Below are 14602 nucleotides of genomic sequence, written 5' to 3'. Positions count from 1 at the left end.
TCTTCCACTGTGATGCTGCAGTGGATCGTGCCCGTGGTTGCGGCCGTGCTGGCCCTCCTCGTGCTCTCCCTCGCCGTCACGCTGCTGCGTGTGCGGTCCCGGACGGAACGCGACCTCGCGGCGGCCCGGGCCGAGGCGGCCTCCCTGCGTGAGCAGGTGGCCGACATCGAGCGCCGGCTCTCCACACCGGCACCGCCCGAGCGGACCGGGGACGACCGCGCCGAGACCGGGGACGACCGCGCCGAGACCGGGGACGACCGCGCCGAGTACGTCATCACCCACCTCGGCGAGCTCGAGCTCGAGCCCCGACGCTGGGCCGAGGGCGAGGACAGTGCGCCCCAGATCGACCGGGTGCTCTTCGCGGACCTGGTGCTGCGGGAGACGGTGGTCAAGGCCGCGTCCCTCGGGCACGGCCTGCGACGCGCCCTCGCGCCCGAGGTCCGCAACCGGATCCGCTTCGAGATGAGGCGCGAGGTCAAGCGGGCCCGCAAGCAGCGGCGCACCGACCTGCGCGTCGCCCGACGCGACCTCGCCGCCCGCCAGCGCGCCGAGGACGCTGCATGAGCCGGGGCATCTGGTTCGTCGCCGGGGCCGGGGCCGGGGTCTACGCGATGGTGCGGGGGCGCCGCGCCGCCGAGGCACTGACCGCCGACGGCCTGCGGGACCGGCTCGGTGGCCTCGAGGTGGGCCTGAGGATGTTCCGCGACGAGGTCGCCCAGGGCAAGGCCGAGCGGGAAACCGAGTTGCGTCAGCGCTACGGGCTCGGGCCTCATGGAGACCCGAGCTGGAGGGCGGCCGGCACCGGGCCACCGCCCACCCGAACGCCGAGCTCGGCTCGGACCACATGGAATCGGACCACCTGGAAGAGGAAGGCAGCAACTGATGGACACCGCGGAGATTCGCCGGAGGTTCGTCGCTCACTTCGAGCGCAACGGCCACCAGGCGGTGCCGTCAGCCTCGCTGCTGCTCGACGACCCGAACCTGCTGTTCGTCAACGCCGGCATGGTGCCGTTCAAGCCGTACTTCCTGGGCCAGGAGACGCCGCCGTTCCGTCGCGCGACCAGCGTGCAGAAGTGCGTGCGGACGCCCGACATCGAGGACGTCGGCAAGACGACCCGCCACGGCACCTTCTTCGAGATGTGCGGCAACTTCTCCTTCGGCGACTACTTCAAGGAGGGCGCGATCGAGCTCGCCTGGGAGCTGGTCACCAAGTCGCAGGCCGACGGCGGCTGGGGCCTCGAGGAGAGCAGGCTGTGGCCGTCGATCCTCGACGGGGACGACGAGGCGCTCCACCTCTGGATGAAGGTCACCGGCCTGCCCAAGGAGCGCATCGTGCGCCTCGGGCGCAAGGAGAACTACTGGTCGATGGGCGTGCCCGGCCCCGGGGGTCCGTGCTCGGAGATCCTCTACGACCGCGGGCCCGAGTACGGCCCCGACGGCGAGTTCGCGACCACCTCGCGGACCGCCATGCCGCTCGAGCTCGAGGACCGCTACCTCGAGATCTGGAACCTCGTCTTCATGCAGGACGAGCTCAGCGCCGTGCGGTCCAAGGAGGACTTCGACATCGCGGGCGCGCTGCCGAAGAAGAACATCGACACCGGCATGGGGCTCGAGCGGGTCGCCTTCCTGCTCCAGGGCAAGCAGAACATGTACGAGATCGACGTGATGTTCCCGGTGATCCAGAAGGCCGAGGAGCTCACCGGTCGCAGGTACGGCGCCGACCACGGTGACGACGTCCGGCTCCGGGTCGTGGCCGACCACATCCGCTCCTCGATGATGCTGATCGGCGACGGGGTCGTGCCCGGCAACGACGGCCGGGGCTACGTGCTGCGCCGGCTGCTGCGCCGCGCGGTCCGCTCCATGCGGCTCCTCGGCTTCGAGGACCGGGCGCTGCCCGAGCTGATGCCGGTCAGCCGGGACCGGATGGGGGAGACCTACACCGAGCTGCACCGGGACTGGGACCGCATCTCGAGCATCGCCTTCGCCGAGGAGGACGCGTTCCGCCAGACCCTGCGCGCCGGCACCGCGATCTTCGACCTCGCGACCACCGAGCTCAAGCGCTCTGGCGGCAGCCAGGTGTCGGGTGACAAGGCGTTCGCGCTGCACGACACCTACGGCTTCCCCATCGACCTCACCCTCGAGATGGCGTCGGAGCAGGGCCTGTCGGTCGACGAGGAGGGCTTCCGCCGCCTGATGACCGAGCAGCGGGAGCGCGCCAAGGCGGACGCGAAGGCCAAGAAGGGCCAGCACCGCGACGCCCGCGCCTACCGCGAGGTGGCCGACTCCCTCGGCCGCGCGGTGGAGTTCACCGGCTACAACGACACCGTCAGCGAGGGGTCGGTGCGCGGGATCGTCGCCGCCGGCGGGGTGGTGCCGTCGGCGCGCGAGGGCGACGAGATCGAGCTCGTCCTCGACCGGACGCCGTTCTACGCCGAGGGCGGCGGCCAGCTCGCCGACCAGGGCGTCATCGAGCTGGAAAACGGTGCTCTGCTGCAGGTGCGCGACGTGCAGTCCCCGGTCAGCGGCCTGATCGTGCACCGGGCGCTCGTCCTCTCGGGCGAGGTCACCGCAGGGCTCGGCGCGCAGGCGAAGGTCGACGTCGAGCGGCGGCGTTCGATCTCGCGCTCGCACACCGCGACCCACATGGTGCACAAGGCGTTCCGCGAGGCGCTGGGCGAGACGGCGACCCAGGCGGGCTCCGAGAACTCCCCGGGCCGGTTCCGGTTCGACTTCTCCGCGACCGGCGCGGTGCCGACCTCGGTCATGGAGGACGTCGAGGCGCGGGTCAACGACCTGGTCCTCGCAGACCTCGCCGTGCACGCCGAGCTGATGACCCAGGAGGAGGCCGTCCGGTCCGGCGCCATGGCGCTGTTCGGCGAGAAGTACGGCAACGAGGTCCGGGTGATCTCGGTCGGCGACTGGGCGCGCGAGCTGTGCGGAGGCACGCATGCGCACCGCTCAGGCCAGCTCGGCGTCGTCAAGCTGCTGGGGGAGTCCTCCATCGGCTCCGGCGTACGCCGGGTCGAGGCGCTGGTGGGCGGCGACGCCTACCGCTTCCTCGCCCGTGAGCACGTGCTGGTCGCCCAGCTCTCCGAGGCCCTCAAGGTGCGTCCCGAGCAGCTGCCCGAGCGCGTCCACGACATCGTCGAGAAGCTGCGCACGGCCGAGAAGGAGATCGAGAAGGTCCGCCTCGGCCAGCTGCTGGCGGCCGGCGGCGAGCTCGCGGCGTCCGCGGCCGACGTGGCCGGCGTCAAGGTCGTCGCGCACCGGGCCGACGGCGCGGGTGGCGGCGACGTCCGCACCCTCGCGCTCGACGTGCGTGGCCGGCTCCCCGCCGGCGAGGCCGGCGCGGTGGTCATCATCGGCGCCGGTGCGGACGGCAAGGTCTCGGTCGTCGCGGCGACCAACGACGAGGCGCGTCGCCGCGGGGTCAGTGCCAACGACCTGGTCCGCGCGATCGGCCCGCTGGTCGGAGGCCGGGGTGGCGGCAAGGACGACGTCGCGCAGGGAGGCGGCACCGACGCCTCCCGGATCGACGAAGCGCTGGCCCTGGTCGGCACCGAGGTCGCTCGAGCGACCGGGCAGGCTGTCGGTTGAGGGTCGGCGTCCGTCTCGGGATCGATCCGGGGGACGCCCGCATCGGAGTCGCGCGGAGCGACCCGAGCGGCTTCCTGGCGACCCCGGTCGAGACCGTGCGCCGCGGCAAGGGCGACCTGGCCCGGATCGCCGCCATCGTCGCCGAGGAGGAGGCGATGGAGGTGGTCGTCGGGCTGCCCCGGTCGCTCTCCGGGAACGAGGGTCCGGCAGCCGTGAAGACCCGTGAGTTCGCGGGACGTCTGGCACGTCGTCTCGACCCGGTCCCGGTCAGGCTCTGCGCGAGCGACTGACCACGGTTTCGGCGGAGGCTATGCTGCGCGACCGTGGCCGCAAGGGCGGCAAGCGACGTGCCGTCGTCGACCAGGCGGCGGCCGTCTTCATCCTTCAGCACGCACTGGACACCGAACGCGCAACGGGGACCGCGCCGGGCGAGATCGTCGAGGAGACGGACGAGTGACCATGAAAGACGCAGCGGCCGAGCACGTGGACGCCGAGGAGATCGTGCCCATGCGCGGCGGTCGACGCCGGCGCAAGGGGCGCGGGCTCAAGAGCTGCCTCGCCGTGCTCGTGGCCCTGGTGGTCGTGGTCGGCGGCATCGCCTTCCTGGGGCTCAAGGGGTTCAGCGTGATCAAGGACCACTTCGGGTCGCCCGAGGACTTCGCCGGGCCGGGCCACGGCAAGGTCACGTTCCAGGTGCACCAGGGCGACAGCATCTCCACCATGGGCCAGAACCTGAAGTCCGAGGGCGTCGTGGCCTCCGTCGACGCCTTCACCGCGGCAGCCGCGACCTCGGTCATCCAGCCCGGCTTCTACCCGCTGAAGAAGGAGATGAAGGCCTCCGACGCGGTCAAGGTCATGTCCGACCCGGGCAACCTGATCAAGGACACGGTCACCGTCCAGGAGGGCCTGCGCGTCACCGAGATCGTCAACCTGCTCGCGGACCAGACCGACTTCTCCAAGGCCCAGTTCGAGAAGGTGCTCCAGCACCCCGCCGCGCTCGGCCTCCCGGCGTACGCGCACGGCAACCCGGAGGGCTACCTCTTCCCGGCGACCTACGACATCGGCCCGGACGCGACCCCGAAGTCGATCCTGCAGGACATGGTGGACCGCTGGAAGCAGGCCGCCGACGACGCCGACCTCGAGGGAGCAGCGGCCAAGCTCGGCTACAGCCCCGCGAAGCTGATGACGGTCGCGAGCCTGGTCCAGGCCGAGGGGCGCGGCAACTACATGCCGATGATCGCCCGCGTGATCTACAACCGGCTCGAGGGCAACGAGACCAACGGGCTCCTGCAGATCGACGCCACGGTCAACTACGCGGCTGACAACCAGCTCGGTGCGGTGCCGACGTCGTCGGACCTGCAGATTGACTCGCCGTACAACACCTACAAGAACGCCGGGCTGCCGCCGACCCCGATCGAGGCCCCCGGCGACGACGCGCTGCACGCGGCCACGCACCCGGCCGACGGCGGCTGGTACTACTACGTGACCGTCAACCTCAAGACCGGCGAGACCAAGTTCGCCGAGACCTACGACGAGTTCCTCAAGTACAAGGACGAGCTGCGCCAGTACTGCGCGACCGAGTCCGCCGGCGCCTGCTGAGACCATGGGCGCCGACCACAGGCACTGCGCCGTCCTCGGCGACCCGATCGCTCACTCGCTCTCACCGGTGCTGCACCGGGCGGGCTACGCGGCGGTCGGCCTGGACTGGGAGTACGACGCGGTGCGGGTCGACGAGGGCGGCCTCGCCGGCTTCGTGGCGGGGCTCGACCCGAGCTGGCGGGGACTGTCGCTGACGATGCCGCTGAAGCGGGCGGCGATGTCGCTGGCCACCGCGACCACGGCGCGCGCCCGCCTGGCCGGGGCGGCGAACACGCTCGTCCTCGACGACGGGGTCGCGGTGCTGGCCGACAACACCGACCTCCCCGGGGCGGTCGCCGCAGTCCGGGAGCGGTACGCCGGTCCGGTCACGGCGGGCACGGTCCTCGGCGGTGGCGCGACCGCGGCCTCGACCGGGCTGGCCCTGTGCGAGCTCGGGGCCCGCACCGTCACGCTGATGGTGCGCTCGGCCGAGCGCGCGGCCGAGGCGATGGCGGCGATCGCGCGCCACCCGTCCGGCCCGAGCGTCGAGGTCCGCTCCCTGGCGGGCGACCCGGTGTCCGGCGAGGTGGTGGTGTCCACCATCCCGCAGCGGCCCAGGACGCCGAGCTCGTCGCCCGCTGCGCCGCGGCGCCGGTGCTCTTCGAGGTGCTCTACGACCCGTGGCCCACGCCGCTGGCGGCCGCCGAGCGGGCGGGCGTGCTGGTGGGGGGCCTGGACCTGCTGGTGCACCAGGCGGCATTGCAGTTCGAGCTGTTCACCGGCATCGCGGCGCCGCTGGAGGCCATGCGCACCGCCGGCGTCGAGGCCCTGGCGCAGCGGGGGGCCGTCGGATGAGCGCGGTCGCCGCCGCAGGCGCGGCCGCCGTCCTGTGCGGCCTCGCCGGCGCCCTGGTGCCGCGGGGCATCGCCCGCATCCCCGAGCCCGTGACCGAGCCGGTGGCGGAACCCGTGACCGAGCCCGTGGCAGAGCTCGCGACAGAGCCCGCGACAGAGCCGGCCGAGTCGTCGCCGGTCGAGGCGGCGCCGATCGACGCGGGCGCGGAGCCCCCGAAGGTGCCCTACGTCGACCTGGCCGCCCGGCCGGGCCTGGCCGTGAGGACCGCCCTCGTCGCCGCGGTCGCGGGGGGAGTGGTCGCCGCTGCCGTGGGGTGGGCATGGCCGCTGCTGTTCCTGCTGCCGACCGTCCCGGTCGGCGTCCTGCTGGGCTACGTCGACCTGCGGACCAAGCTGCTGCCGAGCCGGGTGCTGCTGCCGGCGCACGCCGTCGTCATCGTCCTCGCAGGGGTGTGCGCCCTGGCCACCTCCGACGGGCACGCGCTGGTCCGGGCCCTGCTCGGGATGGTCGCCGCCCGGAGCGTCTTCTGGGTGCTGTGGTGGATCCGCTCGGCGGGCATGGGATTCGGGGACGTCAGGCTCTCGGCCCTGCTCGGCTTCGAGCTCGCCTACCTCGGGTGGGGTGAGCTGGTGGTCGGCACCTACGCGTCGTTCCTCCTCTTCGGACTGCCCGGCCTGGTGATCGCGATCGCGCGCCGCGACCGCACCCTGCTACGCACGGCGTTCCCCTTCGGACCGGCGATGCTCGCCGGTGCCGTGGTCGGGGTGGTCGGCGGCTCCGCCGTCTGGGGGCATCTCGTCGGCTGAGGACGGCGAATCCGCAGCGGAACGGTCGTGAAACACTGACCGCATGCTGCGCTGGCTCACCGCGGGCGAGTCCCACGGACCCTCCCTGGTCGCGATCCTCGAAGGGCTCCCCGCCCACGTGAACGTCACGACCGCCGACATCCAGGACTCCCTGGCCCGTCGGCGGCTCGGCTACGGCCGGGGCGCCCGGATGAAGTTCGAGCAGGACGAGGTCACGCTCGTCGGCGGCGTCCGGCACGGCAGCACGATCGGCGGCCCGGTGGCGATCGAGGTCGGCAACACCGAGTGGCCCAAGTGGGAGAAGGTCATGTCGGCCGACCCCGTGGACCCGGTCGAGCTCGAGTCGCTGGCGCGCAACGCTGCCCTGACCCGGCCCCGCCCGGGCCACGCCGACCTCGCCGGCATGCAGAAGTACGACTTCGACGAGGCCCGTCCGATCCTCGAGCGCGCCTCCGCCCGCGAGACCGCGGCCCGCGTGGCCCTCGGGAGGGTGGCCTCGAACTTCCTCGAGCAGGCCGTCGACGCCCGTGTCGTCTCCCACGTCATCGAGCTCGGCGGAGTGAGGGCCCCCGCCGGGCTCTGGCCGGAGCCCGGGGACGTCGAGCGGCTCGATGCCGACCCGGTGCGGTGCCTCGACCCCGAGGCCGGCGCGGCGATGGTCGCGGCCATCGACCAGGCGCACAAGGACGGGGACACGCTCGGCGGCGTCGTCGAGGTCGTCGTCCACGGGCTGCCCCCGGGCCTGGGCTCACACGTGCACTGGGACCGTCGCCTCGACTCCCGCCTGGCCGGCGCCCTGATGGGGATCCAGGCGATCAAGGGTGTCGAGATCGGAGACGGCTTCGAGCTGGCGGCGACCCCCGGCTCCCTGGCCCACGACGAGATCGTCCCGACCGCGGACGGCATCCGGCGGACCAGCGGTCGCTCCGGCGGCACCGAGGGCGGGATGACCACCGGAGAGGTGCTGCGGGTCCGGGCTGCCATGAAGCCGATCGCGACCGTGCCGCGCGCGCTGCGCACCGTCGACGTCGCCACCGGCGAGGAGGCGGTCGCCCACCACCAGCGCTCGGACGTGTGCGCGGTGCCCGCAGCCGGCATCGTCGCGGAGGCGATGGTCGCGCTCGTGCTCGCCGACGCGGTGCTGGAGAAGTTCGGCGGCGACTCGGTGCGTGAGACCCGGCGCAACGCTGCCGGCTACCTCGACACGCTGAGGTTCAAGTGACGGCGGGCGGGCTCGAGCATCGGGAAGGCGCGCCCGGGGACCGGCCACGCGTCGTGCTCGTCGGTCCGATGGGGGCCGGCAAGACCACTGTGGGTCGGCTGCTGGCCGACGCGTGGGGCGTCGACGCCCGCGACACCGACGCCGACATCGTGGCGGCGCAGGGGCGCTCGGTCGCCGACATCTTCGTCGACTCCGGCGAGGCCGAGTTCAGGCGGCTCGAGGCGGCGGCGGTCGTCGACGCCCTGACGGGCTTCGACGGCGTCCTCGCCCTGGGCGGGGGAGCGGTGCTCGACCCGGCCACCCGCGAGCGCCTGCGGGGACAGACCGTGGTGTTCCTCCGGGTCGGCCTCAGCGACGCCGTCAAGCGGGTCGGCCTGGGCAGCTCGCGCCCGCTGCTGCTCGGCAACGTCCGGGGTCGGATCAAGACCCTGCTGGACGAGCGGACCGCGATCTACGAGTCGGTCGCCTCGCTGGTCGTGGACACCGACGGGCGCACCCCGGAGGACGTCGCCGGGGAGATCCTGGAGGCCCTGGGATGAGCGACACGGTCCTGCCGGTCCGCGGCGCGGCGCCGTACGACGTCGTGATCGGGACCGACCTCGCCGACCGGCTGCCCGCGATCCTGGGTGCCGACGTGCAGCGGGTGGCGGTGGTCTTCCCCGACGCGCTGGCCGAGCGGGTGCGCCCTCTCCTGGCCGTGCTGGGCGCCGGGCACGACGTGCTGCCGCTGCCCGTGCCCGACGGCGAGCGCGCCAAGACGCCCGAGGTGGCGGCCTCGTGCTGGGACGTCCTGGGCGAGGCCGGCTTCACCCGCTCCGACGCCGTCGTCACCTACGGAGGCGGCGCGACCACCGACCTCGGCGGCTTCGTCGCCGCGACCTGGCTGCGCGGGGTGCGGGTCGTGCACGTACCGACCACGCTGCTCGCCATGGTCGACGCGGCCGTGGGCGGCAAGACCGGCGTCAACACCCGCAGCGGCAAGAACCTCGTCGGGTCCTTCCACGAGCCCGCCGGCGTGCTGTGCGACCTGGCCAGCCTCCGGTCCCTCCCGCGCGCCGAGCTCGTCGCCGGGCTCGGCGAGGTCATCAAGTGCGGCTTCATCGCCGACCCGCGGATCCTCGCCCTGGTCGAGGGCACCGATCCCGACGACCTCACCGCGGACTCCCCGGTGTTGCGGGAGCTGGTCGAGCGCGCCATCCAGGTCAAGATCGACGTGGTGGTCAGCGACCTCCGGGAGACCGGCGGCGCCGAGGGCCACCCCGGCCGTGAGGTACTCAACTACGGGCACACCATGGCGCACGCCATCGAGCGCGCCGAGGACTACTCCGTCCGGCACGGCGAGGCCGTCGCCCTGGGCTGCGTCTACGTGGCCGAGCTGGCCCACCGGGCCGGCACGCTCTCCCGGGAGGTCGCCGACCGCCACCGGACGGCATTCGCCCACGTCGGACTTCCCACGACGTACGCCGGCACGTCCTTCGAGGAGCTGCACGCCGCGATGAAGGTCGACAAGAAGGCTCGAGGCTCGCAGCTGCGCTTCGTCGTGCTCACCGAGCTCGCGGCGCCGACCGTCCTCGCGGGGCCGTCCGAGGACGACCTGCGGGCGGCCTACGACGTCCTCGCCGGAACCGAGAGGAAGCTCGACGCATGAAGGTCCTCGTCCTGAACGGACCCAACCTCGGCAGGCTCGGCCGACGGCAGCCGGAGATCTACGGCACCACCACCCACGCCGAGCTGGCACAGCTCTGCGAGGGCTGGGGTCGAGAGCTCGGGCTCGAGGTGGAGGTGCGGCAGACCAACCACGAGGGCGTGATGGTGGACTGGCTCAACGCCGCCGCCGACGACGCAGTGCCGGTCGTGCTCAATGCCGCCGCGTGGACGCATTACTCCTACGCCGTCTACGACGCCTGCGCGCAGCTCGAGGCGCCCCTGGTGGAGGTGCACATCTCCGACCCCCTCCAGCGGCCCGAGGAGTTCCGACACACGTCGGTCGTCTCCCCGCACGCCGTCGCGGTGGTGGCGGGCCAGGGCATCGAGGGCTACCGGATCGCGCTCCAGCGGATCGCCCGTCCCGAGGCCGGCTGAGCAACCGCGCCGGACCGCCGTCACAGCGCCCCGGGAACCGGCCGGACGGCCCCGACGTCCAACCGCCGGACCGAGTGAACGGGAGGCGTGTGGCATGGGCGAGAAGACGGTGACGTTGAGCGTGCGGGCGATCCTGCTGACGGCGGTGATCCTGCTGGGGCTGGTGACGGCGTACCTGCTCGGCGGTGCGGGGGGCGGAGGAGGCCCAGCCCAGGCGGCAGCGCCGGCGGCGACCGGCACGGATGCGCCCCGGCGCGTGCTGACCATGTCGGGGACAGGCGAGGGCACGACAGTGCCCGACCAGCTCTCCTTCGACCTCGCGGTCGGGCTGGAGCGCACGGACCTCGACACGGCGCTCAGCGACGCGAGCGGGGTGATGAACCGGGTGCTGGACCGGCTCGAGGGGCTCGGGATCCGGCGCGGTGACATGCAGACCACCGGGCTGTCCATGTCGCCGGTCTACGACTACCACCAGTACTCCCCGCCGACGATCCGCGGCTACCGGGTCACCCAGCGGGCCTCCGTCCTCGTCGAGGACCTGAAGGACGGCGGGCACGCTGTCAGCACGGCCGTCGACACGGGCGGCAACACCGTGCAGGTGAGCAACATCCGGCTGCGGGTCGGTGACCCGGACGCGGCGATGAGGAAGGCCCGGGACGCGGCGGTCGCGGAGGCCAGGGCGAAGGCCGAGCAGTACGCCGCCGCGGCCGGCCAGCGGCTCGGCGACGTGATCACCCTGCGCGAGGTCAGCGCACCCCGGCGCAGCGACGTGGTGAACGGCTATGCCGTGCAGGACCTGCGGGGCGCCATGGACAGCGCGGCCGTCCCGGCCCTGCCCATCCGCACCGGCAAGGACACGATGAAGGTGACCGTGCGCGTGGTGTGGGCGCTGGGCTGAGCCTGCGGTTTGGTCGGTCGACGTGACCGGTCTGTAGACTCGGGCGCTGCTGCCCCGTGCCACCACGGCCGGCCGGCGGCCCCGGACTCTGGACCCATCTCGACTGCGAAGGCTGACACGCGCGTGGCTACGACGAACGACCTGAAGAACGGCATGGTGCTCAACCTCGACGGCCAGCTCTGGCAGGTCATCTGGTTCCAGCACCACAAGCCCGGCAAGGGCGGCGCGGTCGTGCGCACCAAGCTGAAGAACGTCGAGTCCGGCAAGACCGTCGACAAGACCTTCAACGCCGACGTCAAGGTCGAGGTGGCCAACGTCGACAAGCGGACCATGCAGTACCTCTACAACGACGGCACCTCCTACGTCTTCATGGACGTCCAGAGCTACGACCAGCTCGAGGTCTCCCCGGAGATCGTCGGCGACGCCGCCAACTTCATGCTGGAGAACCAGGAGGCGATCGTCGCCACCAACGACGGCCGCGTCCTCTACATCGAGCTGCCCGCCTCGGTCGAGCTCGAGGTGACCTACACCGAGCCCGGCCTGCAGGGTGACCGCTCCACCGGCGGCACCAAGCCGGCCACGGTCGAGACGGGCGCGACGGTCCAGGTGCCGCTCTTCATCACCACCGGCGAGAAGATCAAGGTCGACACCCGCGACTCCTCCTACCTGGGGCGCGTCACCAGCTGATGGCTGCCCGTTCCAAGGCCCGCAAACGCGCCCTCGACGTCCTCTTCGCCTCCGACGTGCGGGGCGAGTCCGCCAACGACGCGCTCGACGGCGCCATCGCGGAGGGTGACGCACCGACCAACGCCTACACGGTCGTGCTGGTCCGCGGCGTCGTCGAGCACCAGGCCCGCATCGACGAGCTGCTCAGGACGTACGCCGAGGGCTGGTCGCTGGAGCGGATGCCCGCGGTCGACCGCAACGTGCTGCGCCTCGGCGTCTTCGAGCTGCTCTACGCCGACGACGTCCCGGACCCCGTGGCGGTGTCCGAGGCGATGGCGCTGGTGCGAGACCTGTCGACCGACGAGTCGCCGGCCTTCGTCAACGGCGTCCTGGGCAACATCATGCGCAACAAGGCGTCCCTGGGCTGAGCCCACCCGCCGAACCAACTCGCTGGGACCACTCGCCGAGCCCGCCTCGCTGGGACCGGCCCCGGTCCGGCGCGCTTCCGCGGGCCGGGCGCCTCGGCCATGCTGTGGGGCATGAGTGATGCCACCGAAGCCACCGTCGACCTCGTCCTGATCGGGGCCGGCCCCGGGGGTGAGGCCCTGGCGACCGGCGCGGCGAAGGCCGGTCTCCGGGTCGTCGTCGTCGACCGTCACCTCGTCGGTGGGGAGTGCCCCTACTACGGGTGCATCCCGTCGAAGATGATGATCCGCGCCGCCGACGCGCTGGCCGAGGCACGTCGCGTGTCCACGCTGGCCGGTGACGCCGTGGTGACACCCTCGTGGGCGCCCGTGGCGCGTCGCCTCGACGAGGAGGCCACGACCGGCTGGGACGACACGATCGCGGTCGAACGCCTCCAGGACGCCGGCGCGACCGTGCACCACGGCGTCGGACGCCTCGACGGCCCGGGCCGGGTCCGGGTCGAGCTCCCCGATGGCAGCGAGGTCGTCCACGTCGCGCGGCGCGGGGTCGTCCTCAACCCGGGCACCCGTCCCGCCGAGCTGCCGATCGATGGCCTGGCCGGCACGCCGTACTGGACCAACCGCGACGCCGTGCGCGTCACCTCCCTGCCCGCCTCCCTGGTCGTGATCGGTGGTGGGCCCATCGGGAGCGAGATGGCCCAGGTCTTCGCCCGCTTCGGGGTCCGGGTGACCGTGCTCGAGGCCGGCCCCCGGATCCTGGGGCCCGACGAGCCCGAGGCGTCCGCGATCCTCGAGGAGGTCTTCGTGGCCGAGGGCATCCGGGTGATGACGGGCGTCGACATCCGCTCGGTCGCGCATGCGGACGGCTCGTTCACCGTGGAGCTGGGCGACGGCGAGCGGCTGGTCTCCGACAAGGTGCTGCTCGCGGCGGGGCGCACCCCCAACCTCGACGACCTCGGCCTCGAGACCGTCGGCCTCGACCCGTCGGCGCGGACGCTCGAGGTCGACGAGCGGATGCGAGCGGGGGAGAGGCTCTGGGCGATCGGTGACGTGACCGGCAAGGGGGCCTTCACGCACATGTCGATGTACCAGTCGGCGATCGCGCTGCGCGACATCACGGGCGAGGAGGGTCCGCCGGCCCGCTACCACGCGGTCCCGCACACGACGTTCACCGATCCCGAGGTCGGCGGTGTCGGCATGACCGAGAAGCAGGCGCGCGACGCCGGCCTCCGGGTGCGCACCGGCCTGGCCCCCCTCGAGCAGTCGTCGCGCGGCTTCGTGCACGGGCCCGGTGCCCGAGGCCTGATCAAGGTCGTCGAGGACGCCGACCGCGGAGTCCTGGTCGGGGCCACCGCGATGGGACCCGCCGGCGGCGAGATCCTCGGGTTCCTCGCGGTGGCGGTGCACGCGGAGGTGCCCACGCAGAGCCTGCGGTCGATGATCTTCGCCTACCCCACGTTCCACCGGGCCATCGAGACGGCGCTCACCGATCTCGCATGATTCACGGGTACCCCACGTGGGTAAGTAACGCGCATGGGAGACATCAAGGAGTCCGCCTCGGCGGTGGGGAGACGGGCCGAGAACGACCCGTGGTTCGAGCGGGGGATCCGGTTCGGGTTCGTCGTCTACGGGATCGTGTACCTCGTGGTCGCGTGGCTGGCGCTGCAGCTGGCGCTGGGTGACCAGTCGGGATCGGCCAGCAGCACCGGCGCACTCCACAAGCTTGCCAAGTCCTCGTTCGGCGCGATCCTGATCTGGCTGATCGCGTTCGGGATGCTCTTCCTGGTGCTGTGGCGGCTGCTCGACGCCGTCCTGGGCCACCAGGAGGAGACCGAGGACAAGAAGCGGCTGCGCAAGCGGTTCGTGTCGGCGGCGAAGGCGGTGCTCTACGGCGCCATCGCCCTGAGCGCGTTCAAGATCGCCCTGGGGTCGGGGTCGAGCTCGAAGAAGAGCGGCACCGACGACACCACGGCCACGATCATGGGGTGGCCCGGCGGCCAGCTCATCGTCGGCCTGATCGGCCTGGCGATCATCGCGTACGGCGCCAACCAGGTCCGGGTGGCCTGGACCGAGAAGTTCCGCAAGCACCTCGACGCCGAGGGCAACAGCGGCGAGGCGAGCCGGGCGTACATCGCGTTCGGCAAGGCCGGCTACATGGCCAAGGGCATCGCCTTCGCCGTCATCGGTGGGCTCTTCTGCTACGCCGCCGTCACCCACGACGCGAAGAAGTCGGGGGGCCTGGACGTCGCGCTGCACAAGGTGCTGCAGCAGCCGTTCGGACCGTTCCTGCTCGGCCTGATCGCGGTCGGCATCGCCTGCTACGGACTCTTCTGCTTCGCCCGCGCCCGGCACCTCTCGCGCTGAGCGTGGATCGGGGCTGAGCCGGCCGCCCACCCGTTTGGCAGGGTGGGGGCGTGGACAGCAACGGGGACGTCGACGTGGTGGTGCTCGGTCTCGGGGCGGGCGGTGAGCT

General features: G+C 72.4%; 14 protein-coding genes and 3 pseudogenes. All 17 read left to right on the top strand.

All coding sequences use genetic code 11. From position 1 onward, the window contains the following. The first annotated feature begins 12 nt into the window (after positions 1–12). Positions 13–564: a hypothetical protein gene (locus H0S67_RS13350; protein ID WP_180933457.1), complete on the top strand. Its 552-nt coding sequence runs from the start codon at positions 13–15 to the stop codon at positions 562–564. After that, positions 561–740: pseudogene (locus H0S67_RS23655) on the top strand (DUF6167 family protein); the annotation flags it as partial. The gene H0S67_RS13350 and the pseudogene H0S67_RS23655, both read left to right, overlap by 4 nt. A 142-nt stretch (positions 741–882) precedes the next feature. Further along, positions 883–3597, top strand: a complete 2715-nt coding sequence (alaS, locus tag H0S67_RS13345; RefSeq protein ID WP_180933456.1) for an alanine--tRNA ligase — start codon at positions 883–885, stop codon at positions 3595–3597. Further along, positions 3594–4054 (top strand): annotated as a pseudogene (gene ruvX, locus H0S67_RS13340) (Holliday junction resolvase RuvX). The gene alaS and the pseudogene ruvX overlap by 4 nt, the downstream one beginning before the upstream one ends. A gap of 2 nt (positions 4055–4056) precedes the next feature. Then, entirely contained in the window at positions 4057–5196 is a 1140-nt protein-coding gene (mltG, locus tag H0S67_RS13335; RefSeq protein ID WP_180933455.1) for an endolytic transglycosylase MltG, read from the top strand. 4 nt (positions 5197–5200) lie between these two features. Continuing rightward, positions 5201–5413, top strand: a pseudogene (locus tag H0S67_RS25315) (shikimate dehydrogenase); the annotation flags it as partial. 416 nt (positions 5414–5829) lie between these two features. Next, entirely contained in the window at positions 5830–6030 is a 201-nt protein-coding gene (locus tag H0S67_RS25310; protein WP_246354723.1) for a hypothetical protein, read from the top strand. After that, entirely contained in the window at positions 6027–6836 is an 810-nt protein-coding gene (locus H0S67_RS13325) for a prepilin peptidase (protein ID WP_180933454.1), read from the top strand. The genes H0S67_RS25310 and H0S67_RS13325 overlap by 4 nt, the downstream gene beginning before the upstream one ends. Before the next feature lie 43 nt (positions 6837–6879). Next, entirely contained in the window at positions 6880–8058 is a 1179-nt protein-coding gene (gene aroC / locus H0S67_RS13320) for a chorismate synthase (protein ID WP_219635262.1), read from the top strand. 53 nt (positions 8059–8111) lie between these two features. Beyond that, positions 8112–8597, top strand: a complete 486-nt coding sequence (locus H0S67_RS13315) for a shikimate kinase (protein WP_425489811.1) — start codon at positions 8112–8114, stop codon at positions 8595–8597. Then, complete coding sequence (gene aroB, locus H0S67_RS13310) at positions 8594–9706, top strand: 3-dehydroquinate synthase (protein WP_180933453.1); 1113 nt, start codon at positions 8594–8596, stop codon at positions 9704–9706. Before H0S67_RS13315 ends, aroB begins: the two co-directional genes overlap by 4 nt. Further along, entirely contained in the window at positions 9703–10140 is a 438-nt protein-coding gene (locus H0S67_RS13305; protein WP_180933452.1) for a type II 3-dehydroquinate dehydratase, read from the top strand. The genes aroB and H0S67_RS13305 overlap by 4 nt, the downstream gene beginning before the upstream one ends. A 94-nt stretch (positions 10141–10234) precedes the next feature. Next, positions 10235–11038, top strand: a complete 804-nt coding sequence (locus tag H0S67_RS13300; protein WP_180933451.1) for an SIMPL domain-containing protein — start codon at positions 10235–10237, stop codon at positions 11036–11038. Between the two features lie 123 nt (positions 11039–11161). Beyond that, the gene (gene efp, locus H0S67_RS13295; RefSeq protein ID WP_180933450.1) at positions 11162–11725 is read left to right on the top strand and encodes an elongation factor P; all 564 of its coding nucleotides are present in this window, start codon (positions 11162–11164) and stop codon (positions 11723–11725) included. Continuing rightward, positions 11725–12132, top strand: coding sequence for a transcription antitermination factor NusB (gene nusB / locus H0S67_RS13290; RefSeq protein WP_180933449.1), 408 nt, complete (start codon positions 11725–11727; stop codon positions 12130–12132). The genes efp and nusB overlap by 1 nt, the downstream gene beginning before the upstream one ends. Positions 12133–12243: 111 nt before the next feature. After that, positions 12244–13629 (top strand): dihydrolipoyl dehydrogenase family protein, encoded by a 1386-nt coding sequence (locus H0S67_RS13285; RefSeq protein ID WP_180933448.1) that lies wholly within the window; start codon positions 12244–12246, stop codon positions 13627–13629. A gap of 33 nt (positions 13630–13662) precedes the next feature. After that, on the top strand, positions 13663–14493 hold the full coding sequence (locus tag H0S67_RS13280) for a DUF1206 domain-containing protein (RefSeq protein ID WP_180933447.1): 831 nt from the start codon (positions 13663–13665) through the stop codon (positions 14491–14493). Positions 14494–14602 lie beyond the last annotated feature (109 nt).

Source organism: Nocardioides ungokensis (assembly GCF_013466985.1).
Classification (GTDB): domain Bacteria; phylum Actinomycetota; class Actinomycetes; order Propionibacteriales; family Nocardioidaceae; genus Nocardioides; species Nocardioides ungokensis.
Note: the sequence above shows the minus strand (reverse complement) of the source record. Positions and strands in the feature narration are given on the sequence as shown.

Coding starts and splice junctions, on each gene's coding strand:
- nusB (WP_180933449.1), top strand. CDS start 11,725: ATGGCTGCCCGTTCCAAGGCCCGCAAACGCGCCCTCGACGTCCTCTTC.
- H0S67_RS13285 (WP_180933448.1), top strand. CDS start 12,244: ATGAGTGATGCCACCGAAGCCACCGTCGACCTCGTCCTGATCGGGGCC.
- alaS (WP_180933456.1), top strand. CDS start 883: ATGGACACCGCGGAGATTCGCCGGAGGTTCGTCGCTCACTTCGAGCGC.
- H0S67_RS13325 (WP_180933454.1), top strand. CDS start 6,027: ATGAGCGCGGTCGCCGCCGCAGGCGCGGCCGCCGTCCTGTGCGGCCTC.
- H0S67_RS13305 (WP_180933452.1), top strand. CDS start 9,703: ATGAAGGTCCTCGTCCTGAACGGACCCAACCTCGGCAGGCTCGGCCGA.
- H0S67_RS13300 (WP_180933451.1), top strand. CDS start 10,235: ATGGGCGAGAAGACGGTGACGTTGAGCGTGCGGGCGATCCTGCTGACG.
- H0S67_RS13280 (WP_180933447.1), top strand. CDS start 13,663: ATGGGAGACATCAAGGAGTCCGCCTCGGCGGTGGGGAGACGGGCCGAG.
- H0S67_RS13350 (WP_180933457.1), top strand. CDS start 13: ATGCTGCAGTGGATCGTGCCCGTGGTTGCGGCCGTGCTGGCCCTCCTC.
- mltG (WP_180933455.1), top strand. CDS start 4,057: ATGAAAGACGCAGCGGCCGAGCACGTGGACGCCGAGGAGATCGTGCCC.
- aroB (WP_180933453.1), top strand. CDS start 8,594: ATGAGCGACACGGTCCTGCCGGTCCGCGGCGCGGCGCCGTACGACGTC.
- aroC (WP_219635262.1), top strand. CDS start 6,880: ATGCTGCGCTGGCTCACCGCGGGCGAGTCCCACGGACCCTCCCTGGTC.